17 protein-coding genes are annotated in these 14467 nt (G+C 65.5%); 4 read left to right on the forward strand and 13 right to left on the reverse strand.

The genetic code is table 11. From position 1 onward, the window contains the following. Window positions 1-82: 82 nt before the first annotated feature. From mutM to G391_RS0103670, 3 genes are read left to right on the forward strand one after another with little or no spacing between them, the layout of a single operon-like run. Complete coding sequence (gene mutM, locus G391_RS0103660) at window positions 83-943, forward strand: bifunctional DNA-formamidopyrimidine glycosylase/DNA-(apurinic or apyrimidinic site) lyase (RefSeq protein ID WP_029086318.1); 861 nt, start codon at window positions 83-85, stop codon at window positions 941-943. Continuing rightward, a complete protein-coding gene (locus tag G391_RS0103665) occupies window positions 943-1491 on the forward strand; it encodes a DUF1697 domain-containing protein (RefSeq protein ID WP_029086319.1) in 549 nt (182 codons plus the stop codon). Before mutM ends, G391_RS0103665 begins: the two co-directional genes overlap by 1 nt. Continuing rightward, window positions 1488-1988, forward strand: coding sequence for a hypothetical protein (locus G391_RS0103670; RefSeq protein WP_029086320.1), 501 nt, complete (start codon window positions 1488-1490; stop codon window positions 1986-1988). Before G391_RS0103665 ends, G391_RS0103670 begins: the two co-directional genes overlap by 4 nt. On the opposite strand, the gene lpxK is transcribed toward G391_RS0103670, so the two are convergent. From lpxK to G391_RS0103690, 4 genes are read right to left on the reverse strand one after another with little or no spacing between them, the layout of a single operon-like run. After that, the gene (gene lpxK, locus G391_RS0103675) at window positions 1985-2995 is read right to left on the reverse strand and encodes a tetraacyldisaccharide 4'-kinase (protein WP_029086321.1); all 1011 of its coding nucleotides are present in this window, start codon (window positions 2993-2995) and stop codon (window positions 1985-1987) included. The two genes, G391_RS0103670 and lpxK, sit on opposite strands and share 4 nt — an antisense overlap. Next, on the reverse strand, window positions 2992-4248 hold the full coding sequence (locus tag G391_RS0103680; protein ID WP_029086322.1) for a 3-deoxy-D-manno-octulosonic acid transferase: 1257 nt from the start codon (window positions 4246-4248) through the stop codon (window positions 2992-2994). Before G391_RS0103680 ends, lpxK begins: the two co-directional genes overlap by 4 nt. Continuing rightward, window positions 4245-4922 (reverse strand): lysophospholipid acyltransferase family protein, encoded by a 678-nt coding sequence (locus G391_RS0103685; protein ID WP_029086323.1) that lies wholly within the window; start codon window positions 4920-4922, stop codon window positions 4245-4247. The genes G391_RS0103680 and G391_RS0103685 overlap by 4 nt, the downstream gene beginning before the upstream one ends. Further along, complete coding sequence (locus tag G391_RS0103690; RefSeq protein WP_029086324.1) at window positions 4919-6685, reverse strand: ABC transporter ATP-binding protein; 1767 nt, start codon at window positions 6683-6685, stop codon at window positions 4919-4921. The genes G391_RS0103685 and G391_RS0103690 overlap by 4 nt, the downstream gene beginning before the upstream one ends. Before the next feature lie 77 nt (window positions 6686-6762). Here G391_RS0103690 and G391_RS0103695 point away from each other — a divergent pair, with 77 nt between their 5' ends. After that, complete coding sequence (locus tag G391_RS0103695; RefSeq protein ID WP_029086325.1) at window positions 6763-7428, forward strand: fused DSP-PTPase phosphatase/NAD kinase-like protein; 666 nt, start codon at window positions 6763-6765, stop codon at window positions 7426-7428. A 206-nt stretch (window positions 7429-7634) separates the two neighbouring features. Here G391_RS0103695 and G391_RS0103700 read toward each other — a convergent pair whose 3' ends face one another. From G391_RS0103700 to G391_RS13720, 9 genes are all read right to left on the reverse strand, one after another. Continuing rightward, the gene (locus tag G391_RS0103700; RefSeq protein WP_029086326.1) at window positions 7635-7889 is read right to left on the reverse strand and encodes a DUF4170 domain-containing protein; all 255 of its coding nucleotides are present in this window, start codon (window positions 7887-7889) and stop codon (window positions 7635-7637) included. Then, window positions 7886-8689: a 3'(2'),5'-bisphosphate nucleotidase CysQ gene (locus tag G391_RS0103705; RefSeq protein WP_029086327.1), complete on the reverse strand. Its 804-nt coding sequence runs from the start codon at window positions 8687-8689 to the stop codon at window positions 7886-7888. Before G391_RS0103705 ends, G391_RS0103700 begins: the two co-directional genes overlap by 4 nt. Further along, entirely contained in the window at window positions 8686-10032 is a 1347-nt protein-coding gene (locus G391_RS0103710) for a TldD/PmbA family protein (protein WP_029086328.1), read from the reverse strand. Before G391_RS0103710 ends, G391_RS0103705 begins: the two co-directional genes overlap by 4 nt. A 47-nt stretch (window positions 10033-10079) precedes the next feature. After that, the gene (locus tag G391_RS0103715) at window positions 10080-10553 is read right to left on the reverse strand and encodes a hypothetical protein (protein WP_029086329.1); all 474 of its coding nucleotides are present in this window, start codon (window positions 10551-10553) and stop codon (window positions 10080-10082) included. Window positions 10554-10617: 64 nt separating this feature from the next. Further along, window positions 10618-11022, reverse strand: a complete 405-nt coding sequence (locus G391_RS0103720) for an MAPEG family protein (protein ID WP_035303531.1) — start codon at window positions 11020-11022, stop codon at window positions 10618-10620. Continuing rightward, entirely contained in the window at window positions 11022-12848 is a 1827-nt protein-coding gene (locus G391_RS0103725; protein ID WP_029086331.1) for a M14 family metallopeptidase, read from the reverse strand. The genes G391_RS0103720 and G391_RS0103725 overlap by 1 nt, the downstream gene beginning before the upstream one ends. Before the next feature lie 47 nt (window positions 12849-12895). Further along, entirely contained in the window at window positions 12896-13528 is a 633-nt protein-coding gene (locus tag G391_RS13715) for a hypothetical protein (protein ID WP_051257093.1), read from the reverse strand. A gap of 139 nt (window positions 13529-13667) precedes the next feature. Further along, a complete protein-coding gene (locus tag G391_RS0103740; RefSeq protein WP_029086332.1) occupies window positions 13668-13859 on the reverse strand; it encodes a hypothetical protein in 192 nt (63 codons plus the stop codon). A gap of 6 nt (window positions 13860-13865) precedes the next feature. Continuing rightward, window positions 13866-14414, reverse strand: coding sequence for a hypothetical protein (locus G391_RS13720; RefSeq protein ID WP_051257094.1), 549 nt, complete (start codon window positions 14412-14414; stop codon window positions 13866-13868). Window positions 14415-14467: the final 53 nt, after the last annotated feature.

A 14467-nucleotide genomic window follows, 5' to 3' on the forward strand; every position in this document is an offset into this window, starting at 1 on the left:
GGCCCCGGCGACAAGGGATTGTCCCCGCGCCGGCCTCTCCAACAGGCTTGGCGGCCGTATGTCTGCGGCCTATGTGACAGCCATGCCCGAGCTTCCCGAGGTCGAGACTGTCCGCCGTGGCCTGGAGCCGGTGCTTCTGGGTGCCCGCCTGGAGCGCGTTCGCAAGAACCGACCGGATCTTCGGTTCCCTTTTCCCGAGCGGTTTGCCGAACGCCTGGAGGGGGCCGTCATCGAGCGTCTCGACCGCCGCGCCAAATACCTCCTGTTTCCCCTCTCAACCGGTGAGACCTGGGTGACTCATCTCGGGATGACTGGGCGCTTCACGCTCGAGGGCGAGGAGATCGGAGCCTTTGAGGACGCGCCACCCGTTGCCGGAAAGCACGAGCATGTGACTCTGTATGCACGCTCGGGTGACAGGCTGACGCGGCTCGGCTTTGCAGATGCCCGTCGCTTCGGCTTCATGGGGCTGATCGCGACCAGGGACGTCGAGGGTCACGCCTGGTTTCGAAATCTGGGCCCAGAACCACTTTCCAACGTCTTCGGTGCCGTTGATCTCAAACACGGCTTTGCGGGCCGAAGAACGCCCGTCAAAACGGCCCTGCTGGATCAGGCGGTCGTGGCGGGTCTGGGCAACATCTATGTCTGCGAGGCCCTCTACCGCTCGCGCATATCGCCTTTGAGCGCCGCCGGCTCCCTCTCAGGCCGCCGGCTGGAAACTCTGGCCTCGGCGATACGTGCAGTCCTGATCGAGGCGGTCGAGGCGGGCGGCTCCACCTTGAAGGACTTCGCCAATGCCGAGGGCGGTCAGGGCTATTTCCAGCACCGGTTCGATGTCTATGGGCGCGAGGGAGAGGCTTGCCACACGCCGGCATGTTCCGGCACGGTTCGACGCATCGTTCAGTCCGGTCGGTCGACCTTCTATTGCCCCCGTTGTCAGTCCTGATGTCGGCGCGGATCATCCTGTTTCGCGGCATGAACACCGGAGGCGTCCGAGCCCCGGTGACCGAGCAGCGGGCGATGGCGCTGGAGATGGGCCTTCAGAACCCGCGAACTCTTCTGGCCTCCGGGAATCTGGTTGTTGACAGCGACATAGGGCCACCTGACCTGGAGGCGCTGATCGAAGTGGAAACGGAAAGACGCTTCGGCCGTCGCATTGAAGCCATCGTGCGAACCCGCGAGCAGTGGGCCCGGATGATGACGGAAAACCCATTTGCTGAGGTGGCGCGCACCGATCCCAGCCGCCTTCTGGTGATGGTGATGAAGGCGGGCATCCGCCCGGGGGGCCTGGAGGCTATTCAGGCCTTCGCCACCGCAGGTGAAGCGGTCGAAGTCTCTGCCGGAGAGCTCTGGTTCTGGCACCCGCATGGCATCGGCACTTCGAAAATGGCCGAAAAAGCCCAGCCGCGGCTGCTGGGAATGGGCACCGCGCGCAACTGGAATACGGTGTGTAAGCTCGCCGCCATGGTTGATCTCACACAGGAGTCGAAATGAGCAATCGAGAGCTGCGCGCCTGGGGTGATCTGATCACCACTGTCCTGATCTGGGGGGCCTATTTCGTCCACTTCAGCCAGGGCGTGGCTTCGGGGGATCTGGCGCGTCAAGGGTTCGTCTCCAGCCTGGGGGGGCACCTGGCCGCTGCGCTGATCCTGTCGATCGTCGCGGCCTTTGTCGTCAGCCTGGTTGTCAATCTGGTGCGTCGAGACACGCCCACACAAAGTCAGGCGGATCGCGAGGCCTGGGCTGGATTACGGGCCACGCGACTGGCGCATGGAGTCATCATCACCCTGTTGATGATCCTGACGGCGCTGGCCCTGGCGCTCGGGGCGTTTGCCGGGCCGGCTCTGGCCGATCAAGTCAACGGCTGGCTGGGGCGCAGCGGAACCAACGGCCTGATTCTGTTTGCCCATGCAGGCCTAGCGATCCTGATCCTGGCCGAGCTGGTCCACTACGGCGCACTGATCGTGCTGTTGGGGCGTGACCGGCGCTAATCCCTGTCGCGAGGATCTTGGGGCAGCAGATTGAGGATCACGTCTTCATCTTCGAAGCGGACCCGTACCGGCCAGGACTCGACACGCCGCCGCCATTCGGGTGGCAGGCGCACCCAGTCCTTCTCGGTGGTGATGAGGCCCGCGCCCAGCGCCTCGGCCCCGCGGGCGAGAGCCGACAGCTCGCGGTCCGTGTAGGTGCCGTGATCGGCAAAGCCATGGAAGGCCTTTAGATCGACGCCAGCGGCGCGCAGACTCTGTTCAACTCGCCAGGGCTTGGCGATTCCGGCAAAACCCACCTTGGGTCCAGCCGAAGGCGAACGGAGGGGTTCAAGGCGTGCGACCCGGACGGGATAGTCGCCGAACACGGCCAGGAGTTCAGGATCTGGCGTTGCCAAGTCCGTCGGCAACATCACGATCACAGAATCGGCCCGTGCCAGACCTGCCTCCAGCGGTTCGCGCATTGGCCCGGCGGGGACCACACGACCGTCACCAAAGGGCCAGTCACCGTTTCTGGTTTCCCCATCGACCACGATGACGGAGCGCGTTTTTCTGACGGACGGATTCTGATGGCCGTCGTCCAGCACAACGACCTGAGCCCCGGCCTCGACGGCGGCGCGGGCCCCGGCGGCCCGGTCACGAGAGATCCAGACCGGGTGATCCTGGGCGAGCATCAGAGGCTCGTCCCCCACCTCGTCAGCGGTATGTCGATCGGGATCGACCTGGATCGGCCCGGGCAGCCGGCCCCCGTGTCCGCGCGAAACCGCATGGGCATCGACGCCGTTACGGGCCAGCATGTGCAACACCTCGCGCACAACCGGGGTCTTGCCGGAGCCGCCAACAGTGAGGTTGCCAATCGAAATGACGGGAACGCCGGGGTCGTATCCGGGATCGCCTGCGATCCGTCGGGCCGTCTGATCGGCGAACAAGGCGGCCAAGGGCTGAAGGAGGACGGCCAGCGCCCCGCCGCCCTGTCGACGGTACCACCAGCGCGGGGTCTTGAGCTTCATTGAGGAATCAGGGGGCTGAGGTGATGCCAAAGTCTATCCAGCACATCCGTCTGGCTGGTCGCAAATCGACGGGCCCGCTGTCCCATTGCCGCAACCTCGCGAGGGCCGCTGTAGAGGCGAGCTAGGGCCGGGGCCAGGTCATCGGCCGCAACGATCTCGACCGCTTGATCTGCTGCCAGGGCTTCAAAGACGGTAGCCCAGTTGCTGACCGACGGCCCGGACAGGACGGCCTTTCCAGATCGCCCCGGCTCCAGCGGGTTGTGGCCCCCCACGCCCTCAGCCCAGCCACCGCCCAGCAGGATCAGATCCGCCAGTTCAAAGAAAAGCCCGAGCTCTCCCAGCGTATCGGCCAGATAGACGTCGGTGCTGCGCTGGACGGGATCGCCGCGTGACCGGCGTGCGACCGCGCGCCCCGTCAGGATCAGCTCTGCCTCGATCTGGTCAGCTCGCGCGGGGTGGCGCGGCGCGATGAGGTGCAGGGGTCTGTCGGGCAGGCTAGCGACGGCGCTATCGGACAGGCGCTCTTCGCCCGGATGGGTGCTGGCCGAGACAATCACGCGCCGATCTGAAACGGCCCCGCGAAGGGCGGCCAGAGCGACCGGGTCGTGGCCGAGTGGCGCGCCGACCAGCTTGAGATTGGCCAGCCCGGTGACGGAGGCCCCCAGGTCCGACAACCGGCGAGCCGAGGCGTCATCCTGAGGGAAGACCAGATCAAAGCCGGCCAGGATTCTGCGCGCGGTCCCGCGAAGGCGCCGCCATCCGTCTGCGGTCTTTTCGGTGAAACGGGCGCTGACCAGGGCCAGACCGCCGCCACGCGCCTTTGTCTCGGTCAGAAGATTGGGCCAAAGCTCGCCCTCCAGCAGGATGAGCGCGTCGGGTCGCCAGTGGTCGAGAAATCGCCGGACGGCGTTCGGCGTGTCGACGGGCGCGTACTGATGCAGGGCGAAGGCCGGTAGGCGCGACCCCAGAAGCTCGGCAGAGGTCCTCGTTCCAGACGTCACAAGCACATGCAGATCGGGTCTTTCTCGGCCCAGTCGCTCGATCAGGGGCAGGGCAGACAAGGTTTCGCCGACGCTGGCCCCATGAAGCCACACGAGAGGTCCCTCGGGCCGATCAACGGTTGAATGACCCAGTCGCTCCTTGAGCCGCGCTGGGTCTTCCTTGCCGCGCGCGGCCCGACGGCGCAGCAGCAAGGGCACCAAGGGCTCCAGCAGGGTGGTTGTGCCGCGATACAGGCTGAAAGCCAGGCTCACAGGCGAGCCTCCGCCTGGCGTGTGACTTCAGACAGCCTTGCCGCCCATTCGGCTCGGAGCGTTGCCGTATCGGCATTGCGGGTGGCGCGGATGGGGTCAGCCCAGACAATCGCGCCGCGCCCGAACGGCAACGGTACCTTGCCCCGATCCCAGGTATCGACCGTCAGCGCCGGTGCACTGGCCAGGCCAACCAGCAGAACCGGCGCGCCGGAGGCGCGGGCGAGCATGACCGCACCTTCAGCCATGGTTTCGACGGGACCGCGCGGCCCGTCCGGGGTTATCGCCAGGGCACCGCCGGCGCGCAGCCAGCGCAGGCCCTGGCGAAAGGCCTCGGCACCGCCCTTGGCCTTGTCCGGCGCGCTTTTCTTGGATGAAGAGCCTCGGATGGCCGGGAATCCGAGTCGGTCTACGGCCTGGGTGATGAACTCTCCGTCAGGGGACAACGACACCATGACGCGGGGCTCCTGGGCGCGGCTGAGATCCCAGCAGGCGGGCGACAGCGAAAGGCGCGAATGCCAGAAGCAGACGATGACGCCGCCGCCCTCCTGCCACAGAGCGTCAACGGGGCTCTGATTGTCGCGTTGCCAGCGGGTCGTTGACAAACACAGCCGAAGCCAGCAGGAAAACAGCCATGCCAGGGTCGCCTGGACCCAGGGATGCCGGAGCGGCCTCATGCGGCCGACCCTTCCAGGGACTGGCTCCGGGCCAGGCGGGCGTAGAGCCCCCCCGTCTTGACGAGCGCCGCGTGCGTTCCGGTTTCGACGACCCGTCCCGCCTCGATCACATAGATCCGGTCCGCCGACTTCACCGTCGAGAGCCGGTGCGCGATCATCACTGTGGCGCGGCCCTTCATCAACCGTTCCAGCGCGGCCTGGACCTGGGCTTCGCTTTCGGTGTCGAGCGCGGAGGTGGCCTCATCGAGCAACAGGATCGGCGCGTTCTTGAGGAAGGCCCGAGCGATGGCGACGCGCTGGCGTTGGCCGCCGGATAGCCGTCCACCCGCCTCACCCACACGGGTCTGATACCCTTGAGGCAGGGCCGAGATGAAATCATGCGCCGCAGCATCGCGGGCGGCGGTTTCGATCTCCTTTTGCGTCGCACCGGGCTGGGCATAGGCAATGTTGGCGGCAATCGTATCGTCGAACAGAAAGGGTTCCTGGGTGACCAGGCCGATATGGTCGCGAAGCGAGGCCAGGGTCAGATCACGCACATCCATGCCATTTACCGTCACCTGACCGGTCACGGCGTCATAGAACCGAGGAATCAGGCTCAGGATCGTTGATTTCCCCCCACCTGAAGGACCGACCAGGGCTACGCACTCTCCTGGCCGTACCGACAGGCTGACATTTTCGAGGACCGGCTCTCCAGGCCCGTAGGCAAAGGACACATTGGCGAGCGCGACCTCACAGGGGCCGGCGGCGAGGGCCTTTGCCCCGGCGCGATCGGTGATCGTCGGCTGAACGTCGAGGGCCGCGAACAGCCGTGCCGCTGCCGTGAGGCCCTCACTCATCACCGTCTGGAGGTTGGCAAGTTGTCGCAGGGACTGGGACACGATCAGGAGCGAGGCGATGAAGGCGGTGAACTGTCCGACCGTCAGCCCGCCGTTCGACGCCCGCCAGCCCGCATAGGCCAAGACAGCGGCTACCACGATCATGGTGAGGCTCTCGGTGACCGGGGCCGCCGCCGCCCGGGCATTGGCTCCCTTGATCACATGGGTCTGGCGCCGGGCGACAACGGCGGCGACACGCGCCTGTTCGTCATCTTCGCGGCCGTCAATCTGGACCACCTTCACCCCGTCGAGGTTCTCCATCACAGCCGTCGACAGGGCAGACGTTTCTTCCATGGCCCCTTGGGCGGCCTTGCGGGTCCGTTTGGCGAACCGTCGCAAAACCACGCCGGCGACGGGGGCCGCGACGATCACGATGCTGGCAAGCAGGGGGTCCAGGAAGACCAGATAGGCCAACAGGGCAACCACGATCAGCCCGTGCTGGACATAGTTGACCACCCCTTGCGTAAAGGCCTCCCGGATCAGATTGGCGTCGAACAGGACCGAAGCGACATAGGCCCCGGAGTGCTGGGACCGGAGTTGGGCCAGATCCGACCGAATCATCCGCCCGAAGAGCTGAACCTGGACATCTCCGACGATCCCGTGCCCGATTCGGTTGACCAACAGAGCCGAGATCACCTGAAATACCCCGCGGGCCACAGCCAGCCCGGCGATGGTCAAGGGGATAAGGATCATCGCGCGTCGATCATGGTCGACCAGAAGATGCTGAACCGCCGGGTCCAATTCGGCGGCAAGCCGGGCGGTTAGGCCGGCAGCGGCGGCGGCGGACAGCAGGGCGAGGGCCAGCACGCCCCAGCGGGGCTTCAGATAGTCCCGCCAGATGCGGGACAACATCGTCCGTCTGGGCATTTCCTCGGGCGAAGCACTCATGGTCTTCCGGTCGGTCCTTGCAGCGCCTAAGTCAAGCGCGCTTCAAATGTGGGGCGCTTCAAGCTAGTCAGCCACCCATGCCGGGATATGATCTTTCGACCTTCTGGGGGCGTGCCCGCGCCTATTGGGACTTCTGGTGGGGGGACCACGCCTTTCTGAGGCTTGGGTTTTCCAATGCCCACTGGATTGGGCCGGATATGATCCGCACCAACCACCCGTGGCCGTTTCAGCTGGCCTGGTGGAAGAAGCGCGGCCTCAAGACCGTCATCAATCTGCGTGGCGGCCCGCAGAGCGCCCACTACCAGCTCGAAAAAGATGCTGTGGACCATCTCGGCATGGCCTGGGTTGATGCCCCGATGGGCTCTCGCGAAGTTCCGAGCCGCGAGCGAGTGCTGCACGCCAAGGAAATCTTCGAAACAATTGAATATCCAGCCCTCATGCACTGCAAGTCCGGGGCGGACCGGGCCGGGATCATGGCGGTGCTCTACCGGCACTTTCATCTGGGCGAGCCGATCCGCGCCGCTGTGCGCGAACTGGGCCTGCGCACGCTTCACGTCAAACAGGGCAAGACCGGCGTTCTGGACTATGTGTTCGAGGTCTATCTCAACGAGGTCGAGCCTCGTGGGATCAGCTTTATCGACTGGGTGATGTCGGATGAATACGACCCCGTCGCCATCAAGGCGAAATTCCAGGCCGGCTGGTGGGCGACCCTGTTGACCGACAAACTGCTGCGGCGCGAATAGTCAGTCGCCAGACGGACGGTCCCACGGGCCGCGGGGGCGGTTCGGATCGTCAGGTCGGGCCGGCTGAACCCGCAGGGCTGCGGTCGATTTTCGATCACCCCGCTGGAATCGCTGCCAGGCGCGCGCGCCGCGAAGCGCCCGAAAACAGATGACCAAGGCCAACAACGACCCAACGAGGGCCGCAATTCCCTCTGGCCCGAGAGCGTTCAATCGGCGTCTCCGCGCGGGTCGATCAATCGATGCGCGTGCAGGATGAAATACCGCATATGGGCGTTGTCGACGGTGGCCTGCGCCCGCGCCTTCCAGGCCTTGCGGGCCTCGGCATAGTTCGGGAAGGCACCCACGAACTCGATCTGCGACAGGTCCCGGAAGGTCGGCTCGCCCAGATGGCGCAGTTCACCCCCGATCACAATGTGAAGCAGCTGGTCGTCGTCGGCGTGGTCGTGGTCGCGATGGCTCATGGTATTCCGTCGTTTGGGTCGGTCAGGGCAATAGGCCCACATTGGCCAAGGATCAACGGGTACAGGCCCGGCGTGGCACAGATGAGGCTCGCCTGCTGGGGAACCGGCCGATTGAAATGCAGCGGTCGGCCGCCATGGTCCGAGACGAAGGCCCCACCTTCGGTCGCGATCAATGTGCCGGCCACGACGTCCCAGTCCCATTTCGGCCCCAGGGAGATGGCGGCGTCAAACACGCCCGCTCCGACCAGGGCGAGGCGGTAGGCGATGGAGTTTCTCCGTTCCAATCGCAGCTCGGGCCAGGGGTGTCGCCAGATCGGCCGGGCCAAAAGGGCGGGATCGGCCAGAATGGCCGCACCAGCCAGGCGTTCGGTGCGGGAGGCGGTGATCGCCTCGCCGTTCAACCAGGCTCCCTTGCCCCGAATTGCTGTATAGGTCTCGTCGAGATCGGGAGCATGGACCACGGCGGCGACCGGCTCGCCGTGCTCGACCACGGCCAGAGCCACCGTCCACCACGGCAGACCCTTGATATAGGCAACCGTCCCATCGACGGGATCGACGACAAAGATGCGCGCCCTGGCCAGACGCGCAGGGTCATCCGCCGTCTCTTCAGAAAGCCACCCGTAGTCGGGTCGGGCCTTTCGGAGGCGCTCGGTCAAGAAGGCATTGACGGCCAGATCACCGTCGGTAACGGGAGAGCCGCCTGCTTTGGACTGGACTTCCAGACCGCCCCGACGCCGCGCGCGCGCAATCTGGCCCGCCTCCATGGCCGCTTCGACCATCAGCTTGAGGTCATCGGTCATGCGCCTGCGATGGCCACCGCGTCGATCAACAGGGACGGACTGTTGTTGGATGAGCGCATCTCCAGATCGGACCCTGGAATCAGGCGCTGATAGAGGGCCAAAAGATTTCCGGCGATGGTCACCTCATTCACAGCATGGACAATTTGGCCGTTCTCGAACCACTGGCCGCTGATGCCGGCAGACCAGTCGCCGGTATTGGGATTGAGCGAGGGGCCAAACATCGAGGTCACCAAAAGGCCTGATCCGGCATCGCCCATGAGTTCCGCAAGACTGCGTGATCCCGGTTCGATGTTGAGGTTGTGCCCCGATACGCCAGCGGGCCCGGCCAGTCCGCGCGAGGCGTGACCCGTCGTCTCAAGGCCAAGCTGGGCCGCGGAGGACGCATTGAGGAGCCAGCTGGTCAGGACGCCCCGGTCCACTAGCGAGCGTCGTCTAACCGCGACACCTTCGTCGTCGAAGGGGGTTGAGCCCAAAGCGCGCGGGCGCAACGGATCATCGACCAGAGAGATGGCGTCGGACATCACCTGATCCCCCATTCGATCCTTGAGAAAGGACACGCCCCGCGCGACCGCGGGCCCGGCGATGGCGCCTATCAGGGGTCCGATCAGCTGGGTCGCGATTCTGTTTTCGAGGATAACCGGAGCGGTTCGGCTCGATAGTTTGCGTGCGCCGAGCTGGGCAACGGCCCGGTTTCCGGCCTCCGTGCCGACAGCGCCAGGCGAAAGCAGGTCGCTCAAATGGCGCGTGGAGCGGCCTTCGCCGCCGATTTCCATAACCCCGTCCCGCTCGGCGATAACGCCTGCGGCGAGAGAGAAGGCCGACCCCTGATGGCGGCCCTCGAAGCCATGCGACGTCACCAGGCCCCAGTCGCCGGTGGTGATGCTGGCCTGCCCGCCGTCAGACTTGGTGACACCGGGAACGGCTCGGGCTGCGTCTTCGGCTTCGCGTGCGCGGGCCTCAAGGGCTTCTGCGCCCAGGTCAGTCGGGTCAAACAGATCCAGATCGGGCCGATCAATCCCGGCCAGGCGGTCCTGCGGGGCCAGAGCGGCAAACCGGTCCTCCGGGGCTAGCCGCGCCATGGCCACGGCGCGCTCGACCAGCCGGGCGCGGGTGGGTTCCGACAGGTCCGAGGCAGACACGACGGCCTGTTTGCGACCAATAAAGACCCGCAAACCCAGATCTCTGGATTCCTCGCGTTCGACCTCTTCCAGGTCACCGAGCCTGACGGCGACTGACAGGGCGCTGCGGCGAGCCAGCACGGCCTCGGCCGCGTCAGCGCCAGAGGCAAGCGCACGCGCGACAACGTCATGGGCGGCGTCGAGGGAGAAGGGCGTTTCGGTCATGGTGCGCATATGGCGGACCGGACGTTGGACTGCAAACCCGCCCTGAATCAGCCGGGCGGAAGCAGACGCGACTCGGCCTCGCGCAGAAGCAGCTCACGACCGTCGGTGCGGGTTTGCGTGACCCATTGCTGCAAGCGTCCGCACCGCTCGGCCGGCGGCCGACCCCTTCTCGTCGTGGTATGACGGCTCAGTGCGGACATATAGCCGACCACCCCTTCGAAAGGGTTCTGTCGGCCCCGGCTGGCGGCGCTCATGGCGGCCAGCTCCATGGCTCCGACGAGGGCCGCTTCGCTCACCGCTCCGGCATCAATCTGACAGGCGTAGGAATCCGCGATCGCGCGCCCCCACCTTTCCTCAGCCAGAACCATGTCGTCCCGGGTCGGTCGGCCGGCCAGTTGCATGGCAACAGCCCCGGATTCGGCGGCGCGCGCGTAGTGGACGTTTGGATACTCGCCCCCCGTGGTTGCGCAGGCGGAGAGACTGGCGCTTGCGGCCAGGGCGAGAGCGGCGCGACGCATCATGATGGTGTCTCCAGGCCCCTTGCTGAGGCCATAGATCAACGTCTGACTTTGGCGATTTGGTGACCTAGACCAGGGCCAGCGATGACCGGATCAACAGGACCGCCGCCGCGATCAACGCCAGCCAGGTCAGAACCATCCCGAGCGCGCGCGGCGCGTTCGGGGCGGGGCGGTTCATTCCGAAGGGATGGATCAGCCGTCCCAGCAGCAGGCCGCCGCCGATCAGATGGATCCACAGCGCCGGCGTCTGAACCAGCGCCAGCAGGATCAGGGCCGCCATTCCCGCCGGAACATACTCCGCCGCATTGGCGAAGGTCCGGCACAGAACCGTCATCTGGTCATTGTCGCCATCGCCCAGAGACACGCGATTGCGGCGCCGCCCAAGGGTCACGCGGAACGACAGGACCACCATCAACACGATCAGCAGGCCGGCCCAGAAGCAGGCAGCGAGCAGCGGCGGCATCGTAACCATCAGTTTTCTCTCGCGATTGGATAGAGCCGGTAACGCTCATCGTAGAAGGGCGTTCGTTCATAGAACCAGGCCAGACGGGCATCACCGTCAGCCGCGAAGGCCGGATCGGACGCCAGCCGCGCCTCGAACTCGGCTCGCAGAGCCGGATCGACCGCGAGCATCTGTTCGGCCAGAGGCGCGATGGCGTAGGCCTCGATATATTCGACCCGGTTGAAGATCTCGGGGAAGAAGCCCCAGGCGAAAAAGCTCTCCGACGACTGTGGCTCCAGCAACAAGACCACGATGTCGCCCATAGGCTGGTCGGTCGGGATGCGCACCGAACCGGTGGGGAAGGTCCAGGCGCGCGTCGCGACGACCGGTTCGCCCGCGGTCATCGGCACATGGCCCTCGTTCGGTTGCGCCGCAAAGGCTGCGTCGGGCAGGGTCAGCATCTCGACTTCCACGGTTCGTGGTGCCGTCAGCGCCTCCATCTGAACGCCGTGAAGACGCAGCCGTCTGATGACGTCGGCCCGGTAAGAGGGGACCCAGTAGGCGTCGGGGCGGTTCAGGCTGAGAGTCGACCGCGAGCCGTAGAAGGGCATCTGCCAGACCTCAGGGTCCGGCTCGCCCAGCCAGCGGATTTCGGTTCGGCCGGATGCCGGGCTCTCATAGGTCTCGTAGCGGATGCCGAGAAACTGACGGGTGCCGATCGGTGCTTCCGCCGGCGCGAAGTTGGCCGGGATCTCAGCCGGACGCAGAGCCGCATCGGCCTGCCAGGCCTCCCGGAGTTCCAGCCCACGATCGGCCAGCAACCGCATCGCCGCCTCCAGAAACACATAGGTCCCCAGCACCCGCTGCTCGTGCGGTTTAAGGCTGTGGTTCTCGATCAGGATGGTCGGAATGTGCGCCGCCGAACCCCAGCCGTTGGAGAACCGCTCGCCCAGGCCGCCGTCGTAGAGACCGGCCCGCGGATTGCGGTCATCGAGCGCAAAAACCAGTTCGCCTGGGATGTGGTCCTGAGCAGACAGGGCGCTGTCAACAGTTGGTCTGAAAGTGGAATCGAGCCACCGCGCGGTCGCGGGGCTGCGACTGTAGATGCCGTCCTCGCCATTGTAGCCGTAGGTGACATCGTACTGGTAATCGATCCCGTCGGTCACATGGATGTCGACATAGAGGTCCGGGCGGTAGCGGTGGATGAAGCCCATCAGGGCCTGCATCTCCGGCTGGTCCAGCTTCATGAAATCGCGGTTGAGGTTCTGGTTGGTGGCGGTGTTGCGCCAGCCCTGGATGCGCGGCCCTCGTTGGTTCGGCCGCGAATAGGCGCCTGAACGCTCGTGGCCGTCCACCGACAGGATCGGGATCAGGATGAGATTGACCCGGTCCAGCAGATCGTCGCGACCGTAGAAGGCGATGTCGCGCAGCAGCATCATGCCGGCGTCCTTGCCGTCGATCTCGCCAGGATGGATGCCGGCCTGGGCCAGCAGCACCGGCTTGGACGGATCGAACTCGGCGCCGTCGCGCGAGGCGATGACGGCATAGATCGGGCGGCCCTCGGGACTGACCCCGAACTCCTCGATTCGGATCAGGTCAGACGCCGCGTCCAGCCGGTCGAACCAGGCGCGCGTCTCCGCATAGTCGGGAGAGAAATCGTGCTCCGGGTCGGCTTCGAACGCCGTGACCCAGGGGTCACTGGCTGGCCGCAGCAGGTCCCGGCTGGCCCCGTCCCATTCCGGCGCGGGCGGCAGGAAGGCCCGATCCCACGGCTGGGCGTTGGCGGGACGATCTTGGGACATGGCGGGGCTCGCAATCAACAGGGCCGAGGCGACCAAGGCGGACAGAAAACGCATCAGGGTTCATTCCTCGGTTTGCCGGGCGAGGCAAGCGCGGCGTTTGATCAGGGCGCGGCTTCGGCTGGGGCTTCGGCGGTCGTCAGAGCTTCGGTCGCGGCCGATGCCTCCGGGAGGGCCAACGATAGGGTCGCGAGGATCAGATAGACGGCGACCTGCAGGCCAACCAGGACCGCAAACAACCAACGGCGCCGGGTGAGGGCGGCCGGAACCGTCAGGAAGACATAGACGCCGAGCGTCGTCAGATAGTGCCAGACCAGAGTCTGCTGCTGGCCGTGGGCGGCGTTGACCCCGAGGATCACGCCCACGCTCATGGCGTTGGCCAGGACCGTCAGCAGCAGCACGGTTCGCTTGTTGGCCCAGAAGTGGTCGTCCAGGCTGGAGGGCGTGTCCTCAGCTTCTGGAAAGATCAGGGACGCCGCGATGAAATAGACAGCGGCGATGACCAGGCCGGCGATGATCAGGCCATAGCTGTAAGGAAGCGCGCGAAAGCTGTTCCAGGCCGAGTCCCAGAAGGTGGCGATATCCAGCGCAACAAACAGCGCCAGGAGCGGCGTCATCCATCCGACCCGGACCGTCCGCCGATGCTTGAAGGCGCGCGCCGCGCCGGTCGCCATGACCGCCACCGACAGGCCCAGAACCAGGCCGTAGAACGAAAAGAAAAACTCGAACGCACTCATTGGGACACCTGAAAATCGGCGGCTGTACAGACCTAACAGGCGCTCAGCGCCCGGGCGACCGGCAAGAGGCCGTAGACACCGAACATGAAGTCGAAGGCGTCGGTCATGCCGATCGTCGGATCCATGGCCTGTCCTTCGCTCAGCTCGCCGGCGTCGCTTCCCAGCCGCCTTGTCCGAACACCAACACGGCGCTCTCGCCCACACTCCACAGGGTATAGGCCAGAACCAGAATGAGCGCCGCAACCGCCACCTTGCGCCAGGGGGCCAGGGCGGCGGTGGCCATGCCAAGCAGCAGCCCATACAGGGCAAACAGCAGATCAAACTGGGTCATGGCCACCTATCCGTAACTCACGAAGGCGGGGGCGATGTTGACCAGGCAGTGCAGCCCCATCAGCCCCAGATTGATCCTCCCGTTGCGGATGATCATCGGCAGGATCAGCAGGATGAAGAACAGACTGATCAGCGCCCACCTCAAGGGCGGGATCTCCAAGCCTCCCATCACGCTGCTGAAAAAACCGACCGCGTTGGCGAACAGAACGCCGCCCAGCACATAGCGTTTGTGGGTGTCGAAATAGTCGTCCAGCGTCTCCCACTCGGTGGCGTCTTTCGGAAAAACCATCGAGGCGGCGAGGAAGTAGGGCAGGGCGATCAGCAGGCCGAGAAAGATGCTGGCATAGGTGATCGTCACACCCTGCAAGGCGATCCAGCTGGTCACCCAGAAGGTCGAGATGTCGATAATCACCAGCAGCGCCAGCATCGGCGTCAGCCAGCCCAGTTTGACCGCCTTGCGCGCCCGCAAGGCATCGGCCAGCCCGGTCATCGCCACCGCCGCCGACAACCCCAGCAGCAGGCCGAAGAAGCTGAAATAGAACTCGAATGCGCTCAAACCGGCCCCTCCCCGAGCGATTCAGAAGATGACCCTACCGCCAGATCGGCGTT

Origin of the sequence: Brevundimonas aveniformis DSM 17977, from assembly GCF_000428765.1 — a bacterium.
Taxonomy (GTDB): domain Bacteria; phylum Pseudomonadota; class Alphaproteobacteria; order Caulobacterales; family Caulobacteraceae; genus Brevundimonas; species Brevundimonas aveniformis.